Annotated in this window: 16 protein-coding genes, 1 tRNA gene and 5 pseudogenes; 15 read left to right on the top strand and 7 right to left on the bottom strand. The window is 64.3% G+C overall.

What is annotated here, in order from left to right; genetic code table 11:
• The first annotated feature begins 12 nt into the window (after positions 1–12).
• Positions 13–1401 (top strand): alginate export family protein, encoded by a 1389-nt coding sequence (locus tag ACZ1JS_RS08535; RefSeq protein ID WP_465168544.1) that lies wholly within the window; start codon positions 13–15, stop codon positions 1399–1401.
• 89 nt (positions 1402–1490) lie between these two features.
• Here the strand turns inward: ACZ1JS_RS08535 and ACZ1JS_RS08530 are convergent, their stop codons facing one another.
• Positions 1491–2360: an MBL fold metallo-hydrolase gene (locus tag ACZ1JS_RS08530; RefSeq protein ID WP_465168543.1), complete on the bottom strand. Its 870-nt coding sequence runs from the start codon at positions 2358–2360 to the stop codon at positions 1491–1493.
• 68 nt (positions 2361–2428) lie between these two features.
• Here ACZ1JS_RS08530 and ACZ1JS_RS08525 point away from each other — a divergent pair, with 68 nt between their 5' ends.
• The 3 genes and pseudogenes from ACZ1JS_RS08525 to ACZ1JS_RS08515 all read left to right on the top strand — a co-directional run.
• Positions 2429–2746, top strand: a complete 318-nt coding sequence (locus tag ACZ1JS_RS08525) for an ArsR/SmtB family transcription factor (RefSeq protein WP_404720949.1) — start codon at positions 2429–2431, stop codon at positions 2744–2746.
• A 4-nt stretch (positions 2747–2750) separates the two neighbouring features.
• Positions 2751–3269 carry a rhodanese family protein gene (locus ACZ1JS_RS08520; protein WP_465168542.1) on the top strand — a complete coding sequence of 173 codons (519 nt, stop codon included), beginning with the start codon at positions 2751–2753 and terminating at the stop codon, positions 3267–3269.
• A 6-nt stretch (positions 3270–3275) separates the two neighbouring features.
• Positions 3276–4052: pseudogene (locus ACZ1JS_RS08515) on the top strand (sulfite exporter TauE/SafE family protein); the annotation flags it as partial.
• A 272-nt stretch (positions 4053–4324) separates the two neighbouring features.
• Here the strand turns inward: ACZ1JS_RS08515 and ACZ1JS_RS08510 are convergent.
• The 3 genes from ACZ1JS_RS08510 to ACZ1JS_RS08500 are packed head-to-tail and all read right to left on the bottom strand — an operon-like array spanning position 4325 to position 6622.
• Positions 4325–5758 carry a hypothetical protein gene (locus ACZ1JS_RS08510; protein WP_465168541.1) on the bottom strand — a complete coding sequence of 478 codons (1434 nt, stop codon included), beginning with the start codon at positions 5756–5758 and terminating at the stop codon, positions 4325–4327.
• Positions 5755–5970 carry a hypothetical protein gene (locus ACZ1JS_RS08505; protein ID WP_465168540.1) on the bottom strand — a complete coding sequence of 72 codons (216 nt, stop codon included), beginning with the start codon at positions 5968–5970 and terminating at the stop codon, positions 5755–5757. Before ACZ1JS_RS08505 ends, ACZ1JS_RS08510 begins: the two co-directional genes overlap by 4 nt.
• On the bottom strand, positions 5963–6622 hold the full coding sequence (locus ACZ1JS_RS08500) for a hypothetical protein (RefSeq protein WP_465168539.1): 660 nt from the start codon (positions 6620–6622) through the stop codon (positions 5963–5965). Before ACZ1JS_RS08500 ends, ACZ1JS_RS08505 begins: the two co-directional genes overlap by 8 nt.
• A 222-nt stretch (positions 6623–6844) precedes the next feature.
• Between ACZ1JS_RS08500 and ACZ1JS_RS08495 the strand changes: the two genes are divergently transcribed.
• From ACZ1JS_RS08495 to ACZ1JS_RS08455, 9 genes and pseudogenes are all read left to right on the top strand, one after another.
• Positions 6845–8887 carry a MobA/MobL family protein gene (locus ACZ1JS_RS08495; RefSeq protein ID WP_465168538.1) on the top strand — a complete coding sequence of 681 codons (2043 nt, stop codon included), beginning with the start codon at positions 6845–6847 and terminating at the stop codon, positions 8885–8887.
• Positions 8888–9065: 178 nt separating this feature from the next.
• Positions 9066–11471, top strand: a complete 2406-nt coding sequence (locus tag ACZ1JS_RS08490) for a S8 family serine peptidase (RefSeq protein WP_465168537.1) — start codon at positions 9066–9068, stop codon at positions 11469–11471.
• A gap of 140 nt (positions 11472–11611) precedes the next feature.
• Positions 11612–12250 (top strand): hypothetical protein, encoded by a 639-nt coding sequence (locus ACZ1JS_RS08485; RefSeq protein ID WP_465168536.1) that lies wholly within the window; start codon positions 11612–11614, stop codon positions 12248–12250.
• 12 nt (positions 12251–12262) lie between these two features.
• Positions 12263–12718, top strand: coding sequence for a hypothetical protein (locus tag ACZ1JS_RS08480; RefSeq protein WP_465168535.1), 456 nt, complete (start codon positions 12263–12265; stop codon positions 12716–12718).
• Positions 12715–13140, top strand: a complete 426-nt coding sequence (locus tag ACZ1JS_RS08475) for a hypothetical protein (protein WP_465168534.1) — start codon at positions 12715–12717, stop codon at positions 13138–13140. Before ACZ1JS_RS08480 ends, ACZ1JS_RS08475 begins: the two co-directional genes overlap by 4 nt.
• 200 nt (positions 13141–13340) lie before the next feature.
• Positions 13341–13877 carry a hypothetical protein gene (locus ACZ1JS_RS08470; protein WP_465168533.1) on the top strand — a complete coding sequence of 179 codons (537 nt, stop codon included), beginning with the start codon at positions 13341–13343 and terminating at the stop codon, positions 13875–13877.
• Complete coding sequence (locus ACZ1JS_RS08465; RefSeq protein ID WP_465168532.1) at positions 13877–14512, top strand: hypothetical protein; 636 nt, start codon at positions 13877–13879, stop codon at positions 14510–14512. The genes ACZ1JS_RS08470 and ACZ1JS_RS08465 overlap by 1 nt, the downstream gene beginning before the upstream one ends.
• A gap of 104 nt (positions 14513–14616) precedes the next feature.
• Entirely contained in the window at positions 14617–15111 is a 495-nt protein-coding gene (locus tag ACZ1JS_RS08460; protein ID WP_465168531.1) for a hypothetical protein, read from the top strand.
• A gap of 160 nt (positions 15112–15271) precedes the next feature.
• A pseudogene (locus tag ACZ1JS_RS08455) lies at positions 15272–16080 on the top strand (IS3 family transposase); the annotation flags it as partial.
• 214 nt (positions 16081–16294) lie between these two features.
• Here ACZ1JS_RS08455 and ACZ1JS_RS08450 read toward each other — a convergent pair.
• Positions 16295–17591: pseudogene (locus ACZ1JS_RS08450) on the bottom strand (IS110 family RNA-guided transposase).
• A gap of 154 nt (positions 17592–17745) precedes the next feature.
• Between ACZ1JS_RS08450 and ACZ1JS_RS08445 the strand changes: the two are divergent.
• A pseudogene (locus ACZ1JS_RS08445) lies at positions 17746–18102 on the top strand (integrase core domain-containing protein); the annotation flags it as partial.
• A 189-nt stretch (positions 18103–18291) separates the two neighbouring features.
• Here the strand turns inward: ACZ1JS_RS08445 and ACZ1JS_RS08440 are convergent.
• Positions 18292–18561, bottom strand: a complete 270-nt coding sequence (locus ACZ1JS_RS08440) for a type I restriction-modification enzyme R subunit C-terminal domain-containing protein (RefSeq protein WP_465168663.1) — start codon at positions 18559–18561, stop codon at positions 18292–18294.
• A 338-nt stretch (positions 18562–18899) separates the two neighbouring features.
• Between ACZ1JS_RS08440 and ACZ1JS_RS08435 the strand changes: the two are divergent.
• Positions 18900–20039 (top strand): annotated as a pseudogene (locus ACZ1JS_RS08435) (recombinase family protein); the annotation flags it as partial.
• A 519-nt stretch (positions 20040–20558) separates the two neighbouring features.
• On the opposite strand, the gene ACZ1JS_RS08430 reads toward ACZ1JS_RS08435, so the two are convergent.
• A tRNA-Thr gene (locus tag ACZ1JS_RS08430) sits at positions 20559–20632 on the bottom strand.
• Positions 20633–20650: the final 18 nt, after the last annotated feature.

Genomic DNA, 20650 nt, shown 5'->3' with positions numbered 1-20650 from the left:
ATGGGAGCAGGCTTGCGCAAACCGGACAACATCCCCTCCCTTGGATTGCTGGCGCTGCTGGCGGTAGTCCTGCCATCCGCAGCGGCGGCGCAGATGACCAAGGACAGTCTGCTGCACGAAGCGGTCGGCGCGCCCGATAACTGGCACCTGTCGGGCAGCGTCCGTGCCCGGTTCGAGGCGATCGACGGCCAGTTTCGAGAGGACGCGGTCAACCGCGATCAGGTGCTGGCACTGCGCACGACACTGTTCGCCGAATATGACGCCGGGCCGGTGCGACTGGGCACGGAATTCCACGACGCGCGCGCCTATTTCCAGCGGCGCGGATCGTCGGTCGGGACCGATGTCGTCAACGTGCTCGAGTTTTCGCAATATTATGCCCAAGGCGACCTTGGCGAGGCATTGGGGAGCGACAGTGCCAGCTATCTGAAGGCCGGGCGGATGACGATGCAGTTGGGGTCCGAACGGCTCGTCGCGCGGCAGGGGTTTCGAACCTCGGTAACGTCGTTCACCGGGCTGCGGCTGACGCGCGAGGGAGACGACGATCGTGCCTTCGTCGCTTTCTGGACCATGCCTACCGTCCGGTTGCCGACCGGCATCATCGCGATCCGGCGCAACCGGCCGCAATGGGATCGTGAGAATACCAATCTGCAACTGTTCGGTGCCTTCAACCGCATGCCTCTCGGGGGAGAAACGCGTTTCGAAACCTACGTTTATGGCCTGATCGAACGCGGCGAAAGCCAGGCGGATCGCAGCGACCGGCGGCTGGTCACGCCGGGGGCGCGACTGTTCGTCCGTCCCGACCAGGGCATGACGTTCGAGGTCGAGGCGATGGCGCAATATGGACGTGGGCGCGATGGCAGCCCGGACAGCGGCAAACCGGTCGTACCGGTCGCGGCTTATGGTTTCCATGGCGATGTCGGCTATCGCTTCGCAGGCGGATGGAAATTCGAGCTGACCGCATTCTTCGACTATTATACCGGCAACAGGCGGGAGGATCGGATCGGCCGGTTCGACACACTGTACGGCGCACGGCGGTTCGAATTCGGGCCGACCGAATTATTCGGCGCGGCGGACCGGTCGAACATGCTCTCCCCCGGCGTACGGCTGAAGGCTGCCCCTACAGGCGGGCTGTCGGTGATGGGCGATTACCGCCTGCTCCGCCTCGCCAGTGCGGTCGATCGTTTCAGCAACAGCGACGTGCGCGACGCCACCGGGCGTGCCGGGCGCAATGCCGGACAGCAGGTGCAGCTGCAGGTCGAATATGATCTGGTCGCGGATATCTTAGCGCTCGATCTCGGCTATGCGCGGCTGTTCAAGGGGCGGTTTCTGCGCGAGGCGCCTAACGCACCCGACCCGCGCGATGTCAGTTACGGCTATGCCTCGATCATGTTCTCCTTCTAACCGCCGGCACATGGCTGTACGGGCAGGTAGCGTTTCTCCTTTCAGCGCCGATCGGCCGATCGGCCGATCAGACACTGGATCACGGAACCTCAGCCATCGCGCCACTTCACCGGGATGCGAAGATAAATGATGCCGTTTGCCTCGGCTTCGTCGAAATGGCCCGCGCGGATGTTGACTTGGATCGAAGGCAACAGCAGCTTGGGCACCGACAGCCCGGCATCGCGCTGTTCCCGCATAGTGACGAACGCGTCCTCGCTCACGCCGTCATGGATGTGGACGCTCGTGCGGCGCTGTTCGCCCACGGTCGTCTCCCAGCGATAGTCGTCGCGACCCGGTGCCTTGTAGTCGTGGCACAGGAACAGCCGCGTTGCGTCGGGTAGCGCCAGCAGGCGGCGGATCGAGCGATATAGCGTCCGCGCGTCGCCGCCGGGGAAGTCAGCGCGGGCGGTACCATAGTCGGGCATGAACAACGTATCTCCGACGAACGCCGCATCGCCGATCAGGTATGCGACATCGGCGGGGGTGTGGCCGGGGACATGCAGAACCTCGACCTCCAGCGCGCCGATCGCGAAGCGGTCGCCATCCTCGAACAATCGGTCGAAGTCCGAACCGTCCGTCTTCAGGTCGTCCATCGCGAACACCGGGCGGAAGATCTTTTGCACGTCGCGGATATGCGCGCCGATCCCGATCCATGCGCCGGTATGCGCCTTGATGAAGGGGGCGGCCGACAGGTGATCGGCATGGGCGTGCGTTTCCAGCACCATCGCGATCCGCCAGTCCTGCTCGCGGGCGAAGGCAACGATGCGCTCGGCCGAGCGGGTGTCGGCGACACCGCTCGCCATGTCGAAGTCAAGCACCGGATCGATTACCGCTGCGATCCGCGTTGCGGGGTCGCCGACGAGGTAGCTGATCGTGTTCGTCGGCTCGTCGAAGAATGCCTCGATGAAGGGCTGGGTCATGATTTCCTCCGTTAGCTCTTGCTAATATATTAGATGCTGCTACATAAGCAATGCCTAATGGAGTGACGATGATGCTCAAACCGCCGATGGACCTGGCAACCTTCGAGGCAAAGGCCGGACAGGTGGCCGACACGCTGAAGGCGATTGGCAATGCGCGACGGCTGATGCTGCTGTGCAAGCTGGTCGAGCATGGCGAGGTGACAGTCGGTGATTTGGCGCGCGATGTCGGCCTGTCGCAGTCGGCCTGCTCACAGCACCTAGCGAAGATGCGCGACGAAGGCCTCGTCACCTACCGGCGGGAGAGCCAGACGCTCTGGTACGCCATTGCGGACGCGCGCGTCGAAACGCTGCTCGCCACCCTCTACCAGCTCTATTGCAAGGATTGATGCGATGACGCTTGCGACCCTTTCCCCCGTCGACACCCGTGCCGCGATCGATGCCGGTGCGCGCCTGATCGACATACGCGGGGCCGATGAACATGCGCGTGAGCGCATCCCCGGTGCGATCAACGTGCCGCTGGACCGGATCGGCGATCTGCCGCGTGACGACCGCCCGGTCGTCTTCCATTGCAAATCGGGGATGCGCACCGCCGCCAACGCGGCGCAGCTCGGCGCGGCAGCGGGTGACGCGCCGGCCTATATCCTCGGGGGCGGCATCGAGGCGTGGCGACAGGCAGGACAGCCAACCGTCGCCGATCGATCGCAACCGCTGGAAATCATGCGGCAGGTGCAGATTACTGCCGGTGCGCTGGTGCTGATCGGCGTGCTGCTCGGCACGTTCGTCGCGCCCGGCTTCTTCGGGCTGTCGGCGTTCGTCGGGGCGGGGCTGATGTTCGCCGGCGTGACGGGGTGGTGCGGCATGGCTAATCTGCTGCGCGTCATGCCCTGGAACCGGCGCGCGGTCGCCTGAGGTGATATGGACACCGCCGCCACCCTTGCCGCGCTCATGTCGGGCGGCGTAATCGGTCTGATCCTTGGCCTCGTCGGCGGGGGCGGGTCGATCCTCGCCGTGCCGCTCCTGATCTATGTCGTGGGCGTCGGATCGCCGCACGCTGCGATCGGGACCGCCGCCGTCGCCGTCACTGTAAACGCGCTGGCCAGCCTGGTCGGCCATGCCCGCGCAGGCCGGGTGAAGTGGCGGTGCGCAGGTGTCTTCGCCGTCTCTGGCATGATCGGCGCGGCGCTGGGGGCGGAGTTGGGCAAGGCGTTCGACGGCAAGCGGCTGCTCGTCCTGTTTGGACTGCTGATGATCGGCGTCGGCCTGTCGATGCTGCGCAAGCGCCGCACGGCGGAAGTGCCCGACGTGCGCCTGACCCGCGACAGCGCCGCGACACTGCTGCCGCGTCTGGTGCCGATCGGGTTGGGGGTCGGGCTTGCCGCCGGGTTCTTCGGGATCGGCGGCGGCTTCCTGATTGTGCCGGGGCTGATCCTCGCGACGGCGATGCCGCTGTCCTTCGCAATCGGCACGTCGCTGGTCGTCGTCAGCGTGCTGGGGCTGACAACAGCCACGTCCTATGCCTTGTCGGGGCTGGTCGATTGGGGTGTGACCGCGCTGCTGGTCGTCGGCGGGGGCGGAGGGACGGTCGTGGGTATCGCGCTCGGCAAGCAGTTGGGCGCGCGTAAGGGGTTGCTCGAGCGCGGCTTCGCCGTCGTGGTGATCGCAATTGGTGCCTACATCGCTGCATCGTCAATCTGGGGCGCATCCTTTTCCACAAACGAACGCGAAGCGAGCTTGCCGCAGGGGCGAGGAAGCGTCGTAAGCGCCAGCGATACTGACTTTTCGAAAAGTTTTCCCAAATGCTATTTTCCGGCGTTGTCGATTAGACACGGAGAAATGGGTCAATCGTACGTCGCCAGAAACACAACCATGCCGAGTCAAGCGTTGGTCGCGAACTGGGACAAAACGGCAGGTCTCAAGGATGTCGTAAATCAAACCGCGGACAGAATGGACAGAGAAAGAAAAGGTTAGCCTACGGCGAAGCGGTGTTCTGGAATAACGTCGAGCAAATAAAACGACCGCCGGGGGTTCGCCAAGGCACCATGATAATCTCCTATCTCGCGTGCCCCGCGCTCAACAAGGAAATCAACTGACGCCTTTGTAGCTTTCCATGGCCGGCAAGCTGCATCTGGCCTACCCCCAGCGTAATCAAACAGGGTTTGTCGATAGAATACCAGTAATTCTTCCGATCGGCTTACGGAACCGTGCGCCTGTCGTTCGCCGTAATAAGCGCCCAACGGCGTCGCGAGCACATTTTCGGCAATCAGGGCGTCGATCATTGCCGGCAGCTCCTGCTCCGCCTGCACAAGGCGGCGGATAGCGACGGCTAAGGCCGCGAGCACGGGCAGCCCATACCACTCGGTTGTGAACACCTTGGCCCCAACGCCGCGCGTCTGCGGCGTTGCGGTCCGCGCCATCAGCGCATCGTCTTCGCGAAGGCGCCTTGCGGCGTGCTGCATCAGGGGGAGCAGATCGAGACGTTCGCCGCTGTGTTCCAGCATATCGGGATGCTTGCGAATTCGCTTCGCGATCATCCGTATGAGCGGATCGGAGTGCTTCGTCAGCGGCAGGTTTACGCCGCTCGGCACGCATGCGCTTTCGCCAAAGCGCCAGTCGCCCGAGCCGAAATACAGGTCGAGCGCGGTCTCGAGCGCGGTCCGGCGTGCCCGCATCTGGTTGAGCGCCCGTTCTGGAGCCATCGGCTGGCTGGACCCGGGCACCAGATGACCGAACGACGGGGCCTTCGTCAGCCGCGCGCCGACCATTTGCACGTCATGCGCGCACCAGATCAATGCCTGCGCGACAAGCAGATTGCGCAGCTTCGGGATGGAGGCGGGGCCGTTGCTTGCCAGATTCTGCAAGCGACGGATCACCAGTGCGAACCGCCCGCCGACCAGAGCCGCATATAGTTGCTGGTCGTGATCGCGCAGAGTCGCCAAGGCTTGAACATGGAGGTTGAACGCCTTTTCCGGCGCAATCTTCCCTGCCCAGCCGCTGACGATGACGTCGGTATTGTTGGTTGCACCATTGCGCATCATCAGCCCGCGCAGGAATGCGTTGAGCGCTCCGCGATCGGTCGGGATCAGATCGAGCGGGGGCAGTTCTTCCTTGGCGTCGAGAATCGCTGCGGGCAACGACCGGATGTCGCCGAGGGTGGGCGAGAAGAGACGCCGGCCGTAATCTGCCTCGGCGGCGCCTTCGGCATAGATCCGGTCATGCATGTCGCTGACCAGCGTGGTGAAGTCCCCACCACTGGCGATCGCACCTGCGAGCAGCATGTCGACGTCGGTCTTGCGCCCCGCGGTGTCGAGAAATTGATGATAGCTGCCTTCGTAGCGCTGCTTGCCGAAGGCCGCCTGCTGCTTGCGCCGCTCCTTGCGGCTGACCCGGACCTGGGTCACAGCTTGCCGACCATATCGTCGATCCGCATCTGGAGCGCCCCGGCGCTTTCCGCCAGTCGCCTGCACAGTTCCTCGGCGTGACGATAGGCGTCATGGCCGGTCCGCTTTGCGGCGCTCTCCGCATCGAACGCGGCCATCGCATCCTTGAACTGGCGTTCGAGGTGCAGGTGGGCAGCATATGCCTCGTCTATCGATGGGTGTTCGTCATTCATCGTCTTCCTCCAGATGGGGCGGGAGCGAAGGCTCGCGCCAGAAAGTGGGATTGCCGCCGCGCGCGCGGAGCCATGCGAAAGCAGCGCCACGGTTTGCGAGATCTGGGACGGGTTCGCCGAGCAGGCCCACCAGCGCATCGATGAGCGCGGCCTGCCCGATGGTGATCGGCTTGCGCCGCCACGACGCGCGCGGGTCGAGTGGCCCGGTCTCGAGAAAGCGCCGGACTTCTTGTTCGTAGAGCGCGGCGCGCCTGCGCCATTGCAGGATCACGCCCCACTGCTCGCACCAGGACAGGCGGCCGGGATCGCTGAAGATCCAGCGGACGATGTCGCCGAACATCGGCCCGGCACCGGCCGCCATCGCGAACTGCATCCAGCGCGCCATGCGTTTGGGATGCGCCATGAGTCCGAGCAAGGCAGTGTCTTCGCCGCTGTCGATCCCGACCAGTACCAAGGCCGAGCCGAGCGCATATTTGCGGGCATCGGCCGATCCCGGTCCGCCACGCCGCTTGTCCGCCGCGCGGTACTGGCGCCGCAGTTCGGCCGCACTGGTGGCCGCGATCGCGACTTTGCTCGCAACGCGATCTTCGCTCGCGGCAAGATTGGTAGCCAGATCGCGGAGGCGATCAACAGTGGTCTGGGCGGTGCTCATGCCCATCGCGGTACCCACGACCGTCGCCGCCAAGCGTCAACTTAATGGCACAAAGTTGATCGACGCCGCGCACATCTTTCCGGGGCTGAGTTGACGAGACACCAGCAGGAGTAAGGCAGAAGGTGACAGGTTATAGGGGGTGGTGCGCGATAAAGTGTTGTTCTGCCAAAGCCGAACAACGATCCGCCCACCCCCTCCTGATTGAACGATGGAAGTGTGGCAGTGGCGATCGACTATGCGGAACTGAAGGCAGGTAACAGGGAAGCCGCCCAAGCGCTTGCCGATGCCCGCAGCGCTCGGCATCTGACCAGTCGGCGCAAGCGTGAAGAAGCGAGCGCCGAGCGTGCAGACGAAGGTGCCAGGCGGCGGCGCAAGGCGATGAGCGAACGCGAGGCCGAGGCGTTTCTCAGCCGCCGCCTGCACATCAAAATGCCCGAAGGTGACCGTCCGCGCACGAGATCACGCACGCCGCGCAGACTGTTCACCCGGATGGTGGAGCAGATGCTGAAGGGTACGACCGGTGCAACCAACGCGCGCGGACCTGACGGCCGGCACTCGATCCACTTCGCCTTCACCGCGCGGGGTTTCGGCTCGAAGAACGGTCGTCGCTGGCGAGCCGGCGAGGCCGAGCGGGCTGCGCTCTATAGCGTGCGCGAAGAAGCGCTGGAGGGTGGCGAACGCGGTTGGTGGTCGAACATCGCTGACGATCGGAACGAACTCGTCGCCCATTACCGCGCGTCAGAGGCGATCGAGGCACACGACCGGGCCAATGCGAACGTCTATCTCGTCGAGGTCATCGCGCTCCCCGCCGAACTGACCGCCGAGCAACGGCGGCAGGCGGTGAAGCGCATCTGCCGCCAGCTGGAAAGGCTCGGGCTGGCCTATACCGTCGGCATTCACCTTCCCGACGCCGCCGGTGATCAGCGCAATTTTCACCTGCATCTGGTCTATTCGATGCGGCCCTGTCGGCGGGTGGCACCCTATGAATGGAATTTCGCCGTCGCCAAGCGGACCGAGATCAACACGCCGGCCGGGATCATGCAGCGCCGTTGTGCCGTAGTAGTCGCGATCAACGAGACGCTGCGCGAAGCCGGCATCGACAAGCGCTACACGCCGCTGTCCAATCGCGACCGCGGTATGGCGCAGCCTGTTCGGGGCAAGGTCGGACAGCAAGCAACCTGGGCGGCGCGACGTTTGGCGGCAGCTGACGACCGCCATGCCTCGCTTCTGATCCTGCAGGATCAGCTCCGGCAGGTCCGCACCGGCTTGGTCGACGCCGCCAAATGGCTGGGCAGCGCCAAGGCGATCGTGCGGCGCCGCTGCTTAGGCGTGGCCATCAAGCTGTCGGATGCCGAGGCGATCATGCCATCGCCCGCCGCGTTGAAGGCGAAGATGCGGGATCATCTCGAACGACAAATGTCCGTCGCCGATCAGGCGACCCGCGCTGCCCGAGCCAAACTCACGCCTGCGCGATCGGCAGTCAGCCAGAGATTGACGTCGATGCGCCATGATCTCGGCGCGACCACGGGCGCATCCGAGTTGGCAAAACACCGTGAGATCCTGAGAGCTCATCTTGCGGGTATGCGGTCGCACACCGTGCAGACGGTCGCCGACATCGCCACATGGGTTGCAGCGATCCCGCAGCACCCCATCGCTATCGAGCACGATACCGGGCGAACGGTCGGCGGCGACCGGACTTCGAGCACGGATGGCGAAACTTTCGTGACCCCGACGCCCCCGCCAAGTCCAATCGTCGGCGAGATGCAGGCGGCGCGACATCAAGCCGCTCTGCGCCGTCAGCGCGAAATCTATGATGAGGCGCTGGCGATGCTGCGGACAAAACGCGGTCGCGTGTGGCTGGACGCCGACGGTCGGTACGACATCGACGATGCTGACCTGCCGACCCGCGAACGGGGCGTGTGGCAGCGCCTCAAATCCACTGTGAAAGCGCAAAGCGATCTGGCGGATATTCATACAGTGCAACAGCAGTCGGTTTCGACGGGGGTACTCGATGTAGATGCGGTTGAACGAACAACGGGCGTATCTGCGCTGCCGTTAGCGACCGCCCTGCTCGATCCCACAATTCCGGAAGCCGAACCAGCTTCGCCACCTAATGACCTGTTGCCAGTCGCCACGGCGACCAAGCAGCGTGGGGTGTTCGCGCAGGCGGAGAGCGTCGACTCCGAGCAGGCACGCACTCGGCCGAAGGGACGCGATAAGGACCAAACACCGGCGATCCCCCAAAAGTCCGAACACGAACGGTGATCTCGGCAGACCATTTCGTGCGCGATCAGGCGAGGCGGTACGATCATCGCTTGAGATTGTTAACCTGCCTAGGGTAGAGTCGAAGCGTTCGCCAGCAGGCGGACCGAGGCGTGGAAACCTCGTCGGAAAGTCGCCGTATGCCCGGCCCGAATTTCATTCGGCCGGGGAGCGGGCGTGTATGTCCAAGGCTCTTCGGGGCCTAAAGACGCTCGCGCCTGTCTTTCCGCAGGTTTCCAATCTCCGGCCCACGGGCCGGCACCGCCTCGTTTTTACAAGGCGGTGCCGCCGGCTGGGGAAGCCGATCGGCACCACGCGGACGGGGGCGGGCGTGGGTGCACTTATCGGAAGCCGCAATAGACGGCTTGCCATCTTCAGGAATTCAACGGCCGCGTCGGTGACGCTGGTACTCGCCGCATGCGGTGGAGGCGGTGGCATCAATTCTTCCGGGTCGATCCCGACACCCAGTCCGGCGCCGTCACCGACTCCCACGCCGTCGCCGACACCAACATCATCCGCCAGCAGCGCAGAGTATCAGGCGTCGGGTTCGGTTGTGTCCGCCAAAGCCGCCTATGCCTATGATCGAGGGATCACCGGCAAGGGCGTGACGATCGCGATCCTCGACACCGGCATCGATACCTCCGGCCGCGAATTCGCCGGGCGCATTTCGCCGGACAGTACGGCCTTCGACCAGAAGATTGCCCGCTGCGGTACCTGCGCCGCTGAGACGATCCGCTTCGAAGTGAAGGATGTGATTGGTCACGGCACAAGGGTCGCCGGCGTTGCCGCCGGTGGCCGCGACGGCAATGGCATTCAGGGTGTAGCGCCTGATGCGACGATCCTGGCGCTCAAGATCAGCGGGCCGGACATGTCGAACGTGACGCCCACATCCGGCGCCGTGCCGGAAGGAAGTGGGCCGAACCCCGCGCTGCTTGCGCCCGCCATCCGCTACGCTCTCGACAAGGGGGCGTTCGTCATCAACCTGAGCGCCAACGGGAGCGTCGCCGGACAGCAGGCGATCGACCAGCGTGCAGCGATGGACGCCGTACGACAGACCGATCGGCTGTTCGTGCAGTCCATCTCGAATTTCACCGACGAAGACAGCTTCACCGGTCAGTTCGCCGAGAACCTCATTGGCGCTGATCGTGCCAACAAGGACTGGTTCCTGTTCGCGATCGGCGTCGACCGCAACGGCAATCCGCGTAGCGCCAACGGAAGCCCAGGCCCGCTCGCCGATCGCATGATCGCAGCGGGCGGTAACGCCGTGCAGACCATGGATGAAAACGGCGCGATCGTGACGGAGACCGGCAACAGCTTCGCTGCTCCCGCAGTGGCTGGTGCCGCCGCGCTCCTCAAGCAATATTGGCCGCAGCTTGGCGGCAAGGCGATCAGCCGCATCTTGCTCGACACCGCCACCGACGCCGGTGCGCCGGGCGTCGATCCGATCTTTGGCGCTGGCATTCTCAACATCGAAAAGGCGTTGCAGGCGCAGGCGCCTGCTGCAGCCTTCGCGGCCGCGCAGACCGTATTGGGCCGGTACTCGTCGCTTACCGTCTCGGGTCCGTTCGGTGGTGGCGCCGGTGCGGCGGCGTTGGGCGACAAGATTGCCGGCATGACAGTGCTCGACCGTTATGGCCGGGACTTCCACATGACGGGTGCATCCGGCATCCGTGCGCAGAGCTCTGGGCTCTCGGCCGGTGCGATGCTGACGCCGGTCGATCCGCCTTGGCTGATGCCTAACGCGACCGATGCAAGGTTCGGCTTTGTATCGCCGGCGACGACCACGGGTTATTGGCAGGGCGCGCGATCCAACCGTCCGGCTTTTGCCTCTTTTTCTCCGGCACCGGGGCAGACGGTCACGCTGGGCGCGAACGTGGCGATCGGCCAAAGTGCCTCCCTTGCCGGATCGCCGTTGCGCGGGATCGGCGCAACAACGGTCGGCATGTCATCGAGCTGGGCCAGCGGGGGCTGGTCGGCGTCGTTCGCGTCAGGCATCTCGCGTGATCGTCGTACCGGGCAGCGCACTATCGCGGTGACGACGCCGCTTGGGATCGGCTTGGAGTTGACCAACCTTGCCGAGCATGGCCGGGCGCTGGGAATGAGCGGCGGCCTGGACCTCGGGCTGGCGGGTGCCACGACGACAATCGCGACGCTGACGATGCGACGCACCATCGCCGGGGTGGCGCTTTCGGCGCGGTCGACGGCTGCCACCACCCGCGTTTCGGGCGGATCTGCCATGATGCGCTTCGCCCAGCCGGTACTCAGCACCGCCTTCGCGGTCGAAGGCTCGCGCGGCCTGCTCGGTGGTATGGCAACGCTCGGTTTGTCCTCACCCCTTCGTGTTGAACGCGCGCGGGCCACTATGCTGGTGCCGGTGACCTACGACCTGATGTCGGGGGCGCTGGCGACGCGGACGGCGGTGGTCGATCTGGCCCCATCTGCGCGCGAACTGGATGTGGAGCTCAGCTGGTCGGCGGCACTGTCGCCGATGTCGTCGCTGCGCTTCGGCATCGCCCGCGCTTTCGATGCCGGCCATGTCGCCGGTGCGACCGACACGGCGGGATACGTGACGCTGGTGCTGCGATGACCTGCCACCTCGCCGCACGCGCACCGCCTGCGGGCTGACGCCGCCAGTCGGCGACAGAGCCGAACACCACCAAAATTTCCGACGTCGGCACGGCTTCCCGGCGAACGATGTCGCGGGTCCAACGAACGAGGAAAGTGACGATGACGATTTTCAGAACGATGGCGATCCCGACCATGATGCTGCTGGCGATAGGCGGTATGGTCAGCGTACCGAGCGCAGCACAGCCGATGAAGACGGCACCCAGGCCGGCCAAGACGCTCGACATTGCCGGCATCCGCCCCGGTATGGAGGCGGCCGACGCAGTGGCGCTGCTGCAGCGGACGGGGTGGACAGTGCGTGCCAATCCCGGCGATAGCTGGGCAGAGGTCGTGGCGGATGCGGTTGCCCGACGTCGCGACCAGATGCCGCCAAACTCCGCACGGTCGGGCGTGTACAGCTATAGCGCCGCCAAGGGCGAAGAGAGCATTTCGCTCAATATCACCCCGACGCCGAACGGTGGCCGGGTTGGTCTGGTCCAGTATCGGACGCCGCAAGCTGGCCGCAGCCACGAGCAGATTCGTGCCGAGGTGATCGCTCGCTACGGCCCATCGATCTATGGCCCGCGCCAACGGGTACTGATCGCACCGCAGGGTAAGGACGGCGAGACGATGTCGCTCGAGGTGGACTCGACCGGGATGCACCTGACGCTGTCGCCAAGCAGCGCGGCGGACCGTGAAGCCCGCGCGCTGGTCGACCGGGCGGTGACTGCCCGGCTCGGCGCGGTCGGCACCTCTTTTTAAGCGGAGCGGCACATGCCCTACCTCATCGGCATGATCCTCGGCGATGTGCTCGGGCGGATCGGGTTCTTCCGCGCGGCGGGCGCAGCGCTGCTGCTGGGCGGGGTCGCGTTCCTCGCCTATCTTCTGGTGGCGGCGAACCTGGACCCGGCGATCGCCTACGGCGGCGGCGCAGCAGCACCGCTGGTGTTGTTCGGTTGGGCGATCTGGAATCCGGCGGCGTCGCGCTTCCGGCTATGGATCGTCGACGGCGTCTATCTCGCCGCACGGCTGGCGATGTGGTGGGCTGGCATCGCTTTCGCCATCGGCCTTGTTGCAGCCCAGTTCCGTATCGACCGCTGGCTAGCGGGAGAATGGCCGCAGGCGGCGACCGCCACCTTTTTCTGGCTGGTGCAGCGGGCACTGGGCGCGCAGGTCGCCCGCTCGCACCGGATCATGGGCGAGCGCAGCATCATTGAGGTGGACGCATGAGGTATCGGCTGACGCTGCGCATAGTCGCGGCATTGATACCCACCGTCACAGTGGCTGCCGCACCTCGACCGGTCGTGCTGGAGGCAACGACGATGGCCGACTGGCGGTCGGCCAACCTCGACGGGACCGGTTGCTACTGGTCGCCGCGTCGGGGCGGACCGATCCACTTCGTCGCTGCCGGTAACACGGCGATGACCAAAGTCGGCGGTCGCATCGTCATCCTAAAACCACGACGCGATGCAAAGCCCCTTTTCCCGTTCACCCATGACGCTTGGCGGGCCGATGACCTGACCATGCGAGTCGTGGATACCGCCCGGATTCGGGCGATGGGTTACGAAACGGTCACTACCGACGCGGTGCTGATCGTCACCCGTCGCAACGTGACGATCCGGCTGCGCGGATCGATGATCTGCGGCTCGTAATCCTGATGATGACGAAGGTTTGACCAACCTTTTCCTGCATTCGGTCGAATGACGATGCGCCTTCATCGCGAAGGCGAAGGTAGACCGGCCGGCCCGGCCGGGGATGATTTGGGAAGTGCCTGCGGCTGTGCCGTAGAGGCGAAATGATGGTGCGGGGCCGGCGAGCAGCCCGCCGGCTCCGCACAATATCAAGGACTTCCATGTACATCGTAAATCGAGAGCGCGAGCTCGCAAAGGCGCGCGCCCTGTCCGGAGCGCTGGCCATCGCCGAGCGCGCCGGTTGGCGGATCGATCGGTCGGTGCCGATCCTGCCCATCCCTTTCCGAAATTTTCTTCACATCGCCGCCGCCGAACTGCTGCTGGTGCCGTCGATCGAGCCGTCACGCGGGGATCTCGACACCGTCGAGCGCGGCACCCGCATTGCCCGGTGCGATGCGCTGGTGGTGAAAGCGTCGAGCGCCGGAAATCGAACCGTTTATTGTGCGGTCGGCGAGTGGCAGCGCCATGGTACCGTCTGGCATCATGCCCGCCGGCTCTGGCTTTCGCGTACCTCCGAGGCGTGGCTGGTGCCCGATCCTGCAGAACCGGACGAGAGCGACGCGATTTTCCGCCTTTCCCTTGGTCGTTTGCGCCCGATGAGGCCGGCCCGGCTGTCCGCAACGGCTGGAGGTTGTGATCTCGCGCCGGGGCTGGCGAGGGCCGATGCTTTTCTTGCCGCCGTCTGGGGGGATCGCTGATGAGCAAGCCGCTGCCTTGGATCAGCCCGTCGGACGCCGACGACATGGTGTACGACGATCCGCTCGGGCCGACGCCCGATTTCGGCTACGCCCTGCTGCGCAAGAGTGCGAAGGGAAAGCAGAACAGCGTCGCCGATCTGGCCCGCGCCAAGCTGCAACCTAGCAAGCCGGCTGATACGGATTGGCTGGCAGATGGCCTTTGGCCGATCACCTGCACGATGCACCGCATCGTCACCGCGCCCGGTGTCGCGGTCCCGGCTGGCGCGCTGGAAGAAATCTTCCACGGGTATGACGCCAGAGCGAAAGCGCATCAGAAGTTGCTGGCGGTCGTGCTGACCATGCGATTCCCGCACAGCTGGCAACCTGCCGATATTTTGTCGCTGGTCGGGATGTACACACTGGAAAAGCTCGCGCTGCAACGCCGACTGACCAGCATGATTGTCGTGCATATGCCAGGTGACGAACTGTCGGCTCGTCGTCCGCACGCCCATGTCGTCTGCATGGCGCGCGTCCATCGCTCCTCGGGCTGGGGCGAGGTGCACCCCGATCTTGTCGCCAGAACCGCGCAGACGCGATTCCAGCAGGAATGGGAGGCTTTCTACGACGTCTGGGTGCCGCGCTACCGGGACGGTTGAGCATTACGGGCGGGATCCGCAGTGGTCCCGCCCACCTGCCGGGGGCAAGAGACGAAGGAAGGAGGTTGGTTCCCGATCCGGGGATGAAAATGGAGAAGACGATAATGACGACCGACAAGACCGCGATCATCCGCCGCCACACCGAGGCAGTCGCCCAGATGCTGGTCGGCAACCGCACGATGAAGCCCGGCGCGGCGATCCTCGCCGGCGAAATGGGCGGAGCCGAAGGACGGCTGCGTATCGGTGCCATCGCGCACAGCAGCGGCAACGATCTGGTTTACCTGGATTTCGCCGATGGCGAGGCCGGGTATCAGCTGACCGGCATCACGCTTTGCGCCGTTCGCGACGGCATCTGCCACCTGCAGACCGACTGCCGCCTGTATCTGAGCCGCAATGGATCGCGGGCGATCATCCTGCCGCAGCCCGGCATCCGCAAGGCGTACCGGCTGGCGCCGGGCGAACTGATCCAACTGGCCAACCAGCCGGCTGACCGCGATGAGGGTATCGTCCGCGCTGAGGCGCGACTCACCAAGCTGGTCGCTCGCCGCGCAGCTTTCGCCGATCGTGCTGCCGTCCGGACCCGACCGCTGGCGGCCTGACCCAAATCGGCTGACATTGTCGGTCGATCATTGCGTCGGCCGATCGTGACGGCTCAACATCCCGGTGACAGAACCTCTCTACCTATAAAGCGGACTGACGTGACCCCCGTTTCTTCATCCAGATGGAACTAGAGACCGGCCCTTCGAAGGGACGGACGGAATGAAGCGGAAGCAGTTTTCTGAAGAGCAGATCATCGGCATTCTGAAGGAGGCCGAGGCGGGTGCGGTGGTGACGGAGCTGTGCCGCAAGCACGGCATGTCGAGCGCGACCTACTATGCGTGGAAGGCGAAGTTCGGCGGCCTGGAGGTGTCCGATGCAAAGCGCCTGCGGTCGCTCGAAGAGGAGAACGCCCGGCTCAAACGGCTACTGGCGGACACGATGCTCGACAACGCGGGGTTGAAAGACCTGCTGTCAAAAAAGTGGTGATGCCCGCCGCGAAGCGACAAGCGGTCGCGCATCTCCAGGCGACGTTGGGGATGAGCGAGCGGCGGGCATGCGCGGTTGTCGGAGCGGATCGCACGAGCATGCGGTATCGCTCGTGCCGGGCAGATGATGGCGATCTGCGGTCAAGGCTGCGTGAGCTGGCGCAGCAGCGTCGGCGGTTCGGCTATCGACGGCTGCACATCCTGCTGTGCCGGGACGGTATCACGATCAACCGCAAGAAGACCCAGCGGCTCTACCGCGAGGAGGGCCTGACGGTGCGTCGTCGTAAAGGACGAAGGCGTGCTACAGGCAGCCGGGCACCCGCGCCGGTGCTGGCGCTGCCGAACCAGCGCTGGAGCCTGGACTTCGTGCACGACCAGCTCGTCACCGGCCGGCGGTTCCGTGTGCTCAACATCGTCGACGACGTGACGCGCGAATGCCTCCGGGCGGTGGTGGACACGTCGATCTCGGGCCGGCGCGTCGTGCGCGAGCTGGCCGATCTGATCGCCGAACGTGGCAGGCCGAAGATGATCGTCAGCGACAACGTCCTATGTCGGGAAGCAGCGGCGGGTTTTGGCCAGCAGATATCCATGCGCCGACAACCGTCGGCGCGGCATGCAATCTGAGCCAGATGGCTCCCACCGTCAACGGGATCGCTCCCTGCCATAGCAAACACAGGATCCAGCAGCGCCGAGGCGGCCGTGGTCCTCACCATCCTTAAAACGAGATACGCACCCAGGTGGAAGGCCCGAACATTATCTACAGGGTCGCTCGACGAGCGCCCTCACGGCACTTGCAGAGAGGGGTCCTTCCACCTGGCATCCGACCGTTCGAGGAACGGCCGGTACTCTGTCCCCGTCTTGATGACGGCGTGAGCCACGCGCGCCATCTTGGCGGTGAGCGCCGTCATCGCCTTGCGGCGACGGTCGGCATCGTCCGCGTGCCCGGCGACATATCGTCCGAGCTTGTCGCGGAAGCTGTTGTCGCGCTGACGCGCGGCGACCTGGGCAGCCATCCAGAAGGTCCGGCGCAGGCGCGCATTGCCGTACTTGGACAGCTTCGTGCGGCCACGGAACGTGCCTGACTGACACGTTGCGAGATCGAGACCGCAGAACTTCAGGAACTGACGATGATGGTTGAAGCGCCGCAGATCACCGGCCTCGGCCAGGATGGTCAGCGCGTTGATCGGACCGATGCCCGGAATGTTGCGCAGCAGCTGGTAGTCGACGTCATCGGCGAGCCGCGCATGGGCCAGCCGCTCGATCTCGTCTCGCTGGTGGATGAGGCTGCGGCCCTGCGCGATGACCATGCGGAACATGGTGATGGCGGCTGAGTTCTCCGGCACCGGCAGTGCCGTCGAGGCGGACGCCGTCTCGTAGATGTCGTTGATGAGGCGTGCCTTGGAGACCTTGCGGCCGATGAGCGGCCATGCCGCGGCCGAGAACGCCTCGCGGTCCAGCGCCGTGATGGTGGCCGGCGTCGGAAACCGCTCGATGAGCGCCAGGAACCAGTCGGACCGGCTGTTGCCTGCGAAGCGGGCGATCTCGGGGAAGTACAGCGGCAGGTAGTGGGTCAGGATCCGATGCCAGGTCTGCGTCTTCATCCTTGAGATCGTCTCGTGAGTCTTCGAGAGCTCCTGCAGGTCGTTGATTCCGGCCACCAGCGGGTCGACGTAGCGCTGCGTCGCACCGATCCGCAGCATGTGCAGGATGACCTGCGCGTCCTTGGAGTCGTTCTTGTCCCAGCCGTTGTGCAGCGCCTCGCGCGTTCTGGCGAGCGCGACCGACGAGATGAGGCGCAGCTCGAACCCTGCCGTCAGCAGCCGGTGCGCCAGCGTACGATGGTAATTACCCGTCGCCTCGAACCCGACGATGATAGGGCGCCCGATAGCAGCGAGTTGCTCGGCAAAGCCGTCATAGTCCTGCCTGGTCGCCATGACGGTCATCCGCCGGCGCCGGCCGCCTTCCGGTCGCTCGATGAGAACCTCCTGTCGGCTCTTGGACATGTCGATGGCTACCAGCACGGCGCCGGCAGGCGTAGAGGTGAGCTTGGTCATGGTCGGTCGGCCTCCAAAGTGTTGTCTCGACAACCTCACTTTAGATACCTGCTGACCGGCCATGGCTTGCCCTGATGAAGTCTGCGGCCGCTACGCGGCCTTGTCTTCATCAGGGCCATAGCGGCTCCCGAACCAGCGCTTCCCAATGTGCTATGGGACCGAGCTGACGTCGAACGCGGTGCTCGCCTGGTCCGGCGACGTGGGCATCGAGTGGCATTACATCGCGCCGGGCAAGCCGACGCAGAACGGGTTTGTCGAGAGCTTCAACGGTCGCATGCGCGACGAACTGCTCAACGAGACGCTGTTCTTCACCATCGGCCAGGCCCGCTCGATCCTGGCGCGCTGGGTCGACGACTACAATACCGAGCGGCCGCACTCGTCGCTCGGCTACGCCACTCCGGCAGCCTTCGCTGCCGGGCTCGAACAGCAACGGGCGGGCTTAACCCCGCTCGTTGCTTCACCTGCGCTCGTGCGCGACAACACCGGTCGGTCTCTGGTTGCAGCTGGATGAAAGACCGGGGTCACGTCAGAAGGCGCTCTTCCAGCTTCTTGCCGTCACGCGAAACCTCTTCGAGCATCTTGAGCAGCAGAAGGTAGGTCAGCTCCGTGACATACTCGTAATAGCTGACACCGCCGCCCTGGAGGCTTTTGCTGGCGTTCTAGAGCTTCTGAACGGTCTCACGCGCCCTAGGTCCGTTCATTATGCTGCCTTACCCCAAATGCTCTCGTTGATGTCGCGCACGACCTTTTCCAGCTCGCCATTAAAGACGCGGTCGATCCGTGGCCAGCCACCAAGCGAGGCAAACGGTTCGGAATCGAACGCAGCCCGATCTACCACAATCTCGAGTTCGTGCTTGCGGCCAATGCGCCCGATCCATTTGCGCTGGACATCGTTCCATTGCCGCTTGCATAGAATGGCATAGACGGCATGGCGGACACGATCCGCGTAGGCAACGAAAGGGTCGCCAATCGCAGCCTGGCTACCAGTCCGTTTCCCGCCTAGAATCGGCCGCCGGGTCGTCTGAATGGGCGTCCGCTTTCGAGAAGCGGGCGAGAGGCCGTGAATGTCCGCAGTTGGGTCTGCTTTACTTCAATAAAGTCGTACCGTTTGGACGTCGTACACGGACGCAAGCGAAGGCAGTTTTTGGCTGGCTGAGTTGACGCTTGGAATTCTGCGATCCGCCATCGCTAGCGGATGGCAGGCGAAAGCGATCACGAACAACAAGAGGTAGCGAACGTCGAGGCGCAGCTTCGAGGCTGCCTCGACATGCCGTCCTGGCTTGGCCAACCCGCCGTCACCCGGCGGGAATGCATGCTCGTGCTCGACGCACTCGCCAGCGAGTTCGATTTGCTGTTCGAACACAAATAGGGACAGGAAAAATGGCAAAAGCCGCCCGCAGCCGGACCAGGGCTTTCGCGTATATGCGCCTGTCGGTCGACAAGGAGGGCGGTACGCCTCAGAGCATCGATGCCCAGCGCAGCGCTATTCAGGCCTATGCGGCCAAGCATGACATCATGATCGTTGAGGAATTTGCCGACGCTGGCCGTAGCGGACAGACCGACAAGCGCCCTGAATTTCAACGGATGGTGCAAAAAGCCACCGCGCCCGATCATCCTGTAGATTTGGTCCTGATGTTCATATTCAGCCGTATGGCCAGAAACATGCGGTTGTTCTTCGATGTAGTGGGAAGGCTGGAGGACGCAGGTGTCGAGGTCCGGTCGATCACACAGGATTTCGGCCGGGGCCGCGGTCAGCGGATCGCCCGGACGATAACGGCGATGATGGACGAGGAGCAGGCGCGCGATTCGGCGATCCTCACGCGGAAGAGCCGCAGGGAGAATGCACGGCAAGGCTTCTACAATGGCGGTCCGGTGCCGTTTGGCTACCAAACCTATGTCGCCCGGCAGGACGGCGAGAAGGAACGGCGAAAGCTGGCGATCGTCGAAGCCGAAGCGACGATCGTACGCCAGATCTTCGATTGGGCCGATGTCGGGCGTGGTGGGCGCTGGATCGTCAAGCAGTTGAACGACGCGGGGCGGACCTTCCGAGGTGCGAGGTTCGCCAACAGCAATGTTGCCGGCATTCTGACTCGCGAGGTCTATACCGGCGTCTATCACGATCGTACCGCCGACGACGATGGGATCACCCCGGACGTGGAAGATGCTATCGCGGTCACCTGTCCTCCGATCATCGCTCGGGATCAGTTTGATCGCGTGGCCGCCATGCGGGCAACGCGCAATCCCAGGCGGATGGCACCGCATGTCGCCGCCGGCACCACGCTACTCACCGGGGTCGCCCGCTGCGGCATGCCCGGCTGTACGAGCGGCATGACGATCCGCACCGGAAAAGGTGGTCGCTATACCTACTATGTCTGCAACGACCGGGTGAACCGTGGCGGCACCTGTGCCTGTCCGAGCATCCGGCGTGAAAAGCTCGATGGCCTGGTTCTGGATGCGATCGAGGCGAGATTGCTGGCGCGAGATCGGTTGCGCACATTGCTCGCTGGCGTTCTCGATGTCTCACAAAGTCGACAGGCGGAACGTGAGGCGGACCTTACCCGAAGCCGTTCGGAGCGGACGCGGCTCAACACTGCGATCAGCAATCTGCTGATCCTGATCGAAGAAGGGACGATGAGCGCGAGAGATCCCGCATTTGTCGAGCGCATGGCGACAAACCGGGCGGCACTGGCGGCGGTATCAAGCCGGATCGATGTGCTGGAAGCGCAACTGGCGAAGGGCAAGCGCAGGATCGACGAGCAAGCGATCGACCGTTTCGGCGACATGCTTCGTAAGAAAATGCGAAGCGACGACAGTTCGCTTCGTTCGTCCTACCTCAAGATGTTCGTCTCGAACGTGAGCGTGTCGGATCACGAGATCGTGATCTCGGGCCCCATGTCGAGCTTGGAAAATGGGGTGTCTGTCGGACTTCCCATCAAAGAGGGCGTAGTGCCCATCTTTGACCGGGAGTGGTGCCCCGTGCAGGAATCGAACCCGCGTCTCTTCGTTACAAAGGAAGCCGTTTACCATTAACGTAACGGGGCACGCCGCAGCACCCTCTA

Source organism: Sphingomonas sp. BL-S-05 (assembly GCF_055521695.1).
The sequence above is the reverse complement of the archived record's forward strand: the minus strand, read 5'-3'. Positions and strand labels throughout refer to the sequence as shown.

What these genes read in the sequence shown, in the direction of transcription:
- ACZ1JS_RS08530 (WP_465168543.1), bottom strand. Translation starts at nt 2,360, where the DNA reads ATGACCCAGCCCTTCATCGAGGCATTCTTCGACGAGCCGACGAACACG.
- ACZ1JS_RS08525 (WP_404720949.1), top strand. Translation starts at nt 2,429, where the DNA reads ATGATGCTCAAACCGCCGATGGACCTGGCAACCTTCGAGGCAAAGGCC.
- ACZ1JS_RS08520 (WP_465168542.1), top strand. Translation starts at nt 2,751, where the DNA reads ATGACGCTTGCGACCCTTTCCCCCGTCGACACCCGTGCCGCGATCGAT.
- ACZ1JS_RS08505 (WP_465168540.1), bottom strand. Translation starts at nt 5,970, where the DNA reads ATGAATGACGAACACCCATCGATAGACGAGGCATATGCTGCCCACCTG.
- ACZ1JS_RS08500 (WP_465168539.1), bottom strand. Translation starts at nt 6,622, where the DNA reads ATGAGCACCGCCCAGACCACTGTTGATCGCCTCCGCGATCTGGCTACC.
- ACZ1JS_RS08490 (WP_465168537.1), top strand. Translation starts at nt 9,066, where the DNA reads ATGTCCAAGGCTCTTCGGGGCCTAAAGACGCTCGCGCCTGTCTTTCCG.
- ACZ1JS_RS08485 (WP_465168536.1), top strand. Translation starts at nt 11,612, where the DNA reads ATGACGATTTTCAGAACGATGGCGATCCCGACCATGATGCTGCTGGCG.
- ACZ1JS_RS08480 (WP_465168535.1), top strand. Translation starts at nt 12,263, where the DNA reads ATGCCCTACCTCATCGGCATGATCCTCGGCGATGTGCTCGGGCGGATC.
- ACZ1JS_RS08475 (WP_465168534.1), top strand. Translation starts at nt 12,715, where the DNA reads ATGAGGTATCGGCTGACGCTGCGCATAGTCGCGGCATTGATACCCACC.
- ACZ1JS_RS08470 (WP_465168533.1), top strand. Translation starts at nt 13,341, where the DNA reads ATGTACATCGTAAATCGAGAGCGCGAGCTCGCAAAGGCGCGCGCCCTG.
- ACZ1JS_RS08465 (WP_465168532.1), top strand. Translation starts at nt 13,877, where the DNA reads ATGAGCAAGCCGCTGCCTTGGATCAGCCCGTCGGACGCCGACGACATG.
- ACZ1JS_RS08460 (WP_465168531.1), top strand. Translation starts at nt 14,617, where the DNA reads ATGACGACCGACAAGACCGCGATCATCCGCCGCCACACCGAGGCAGTC.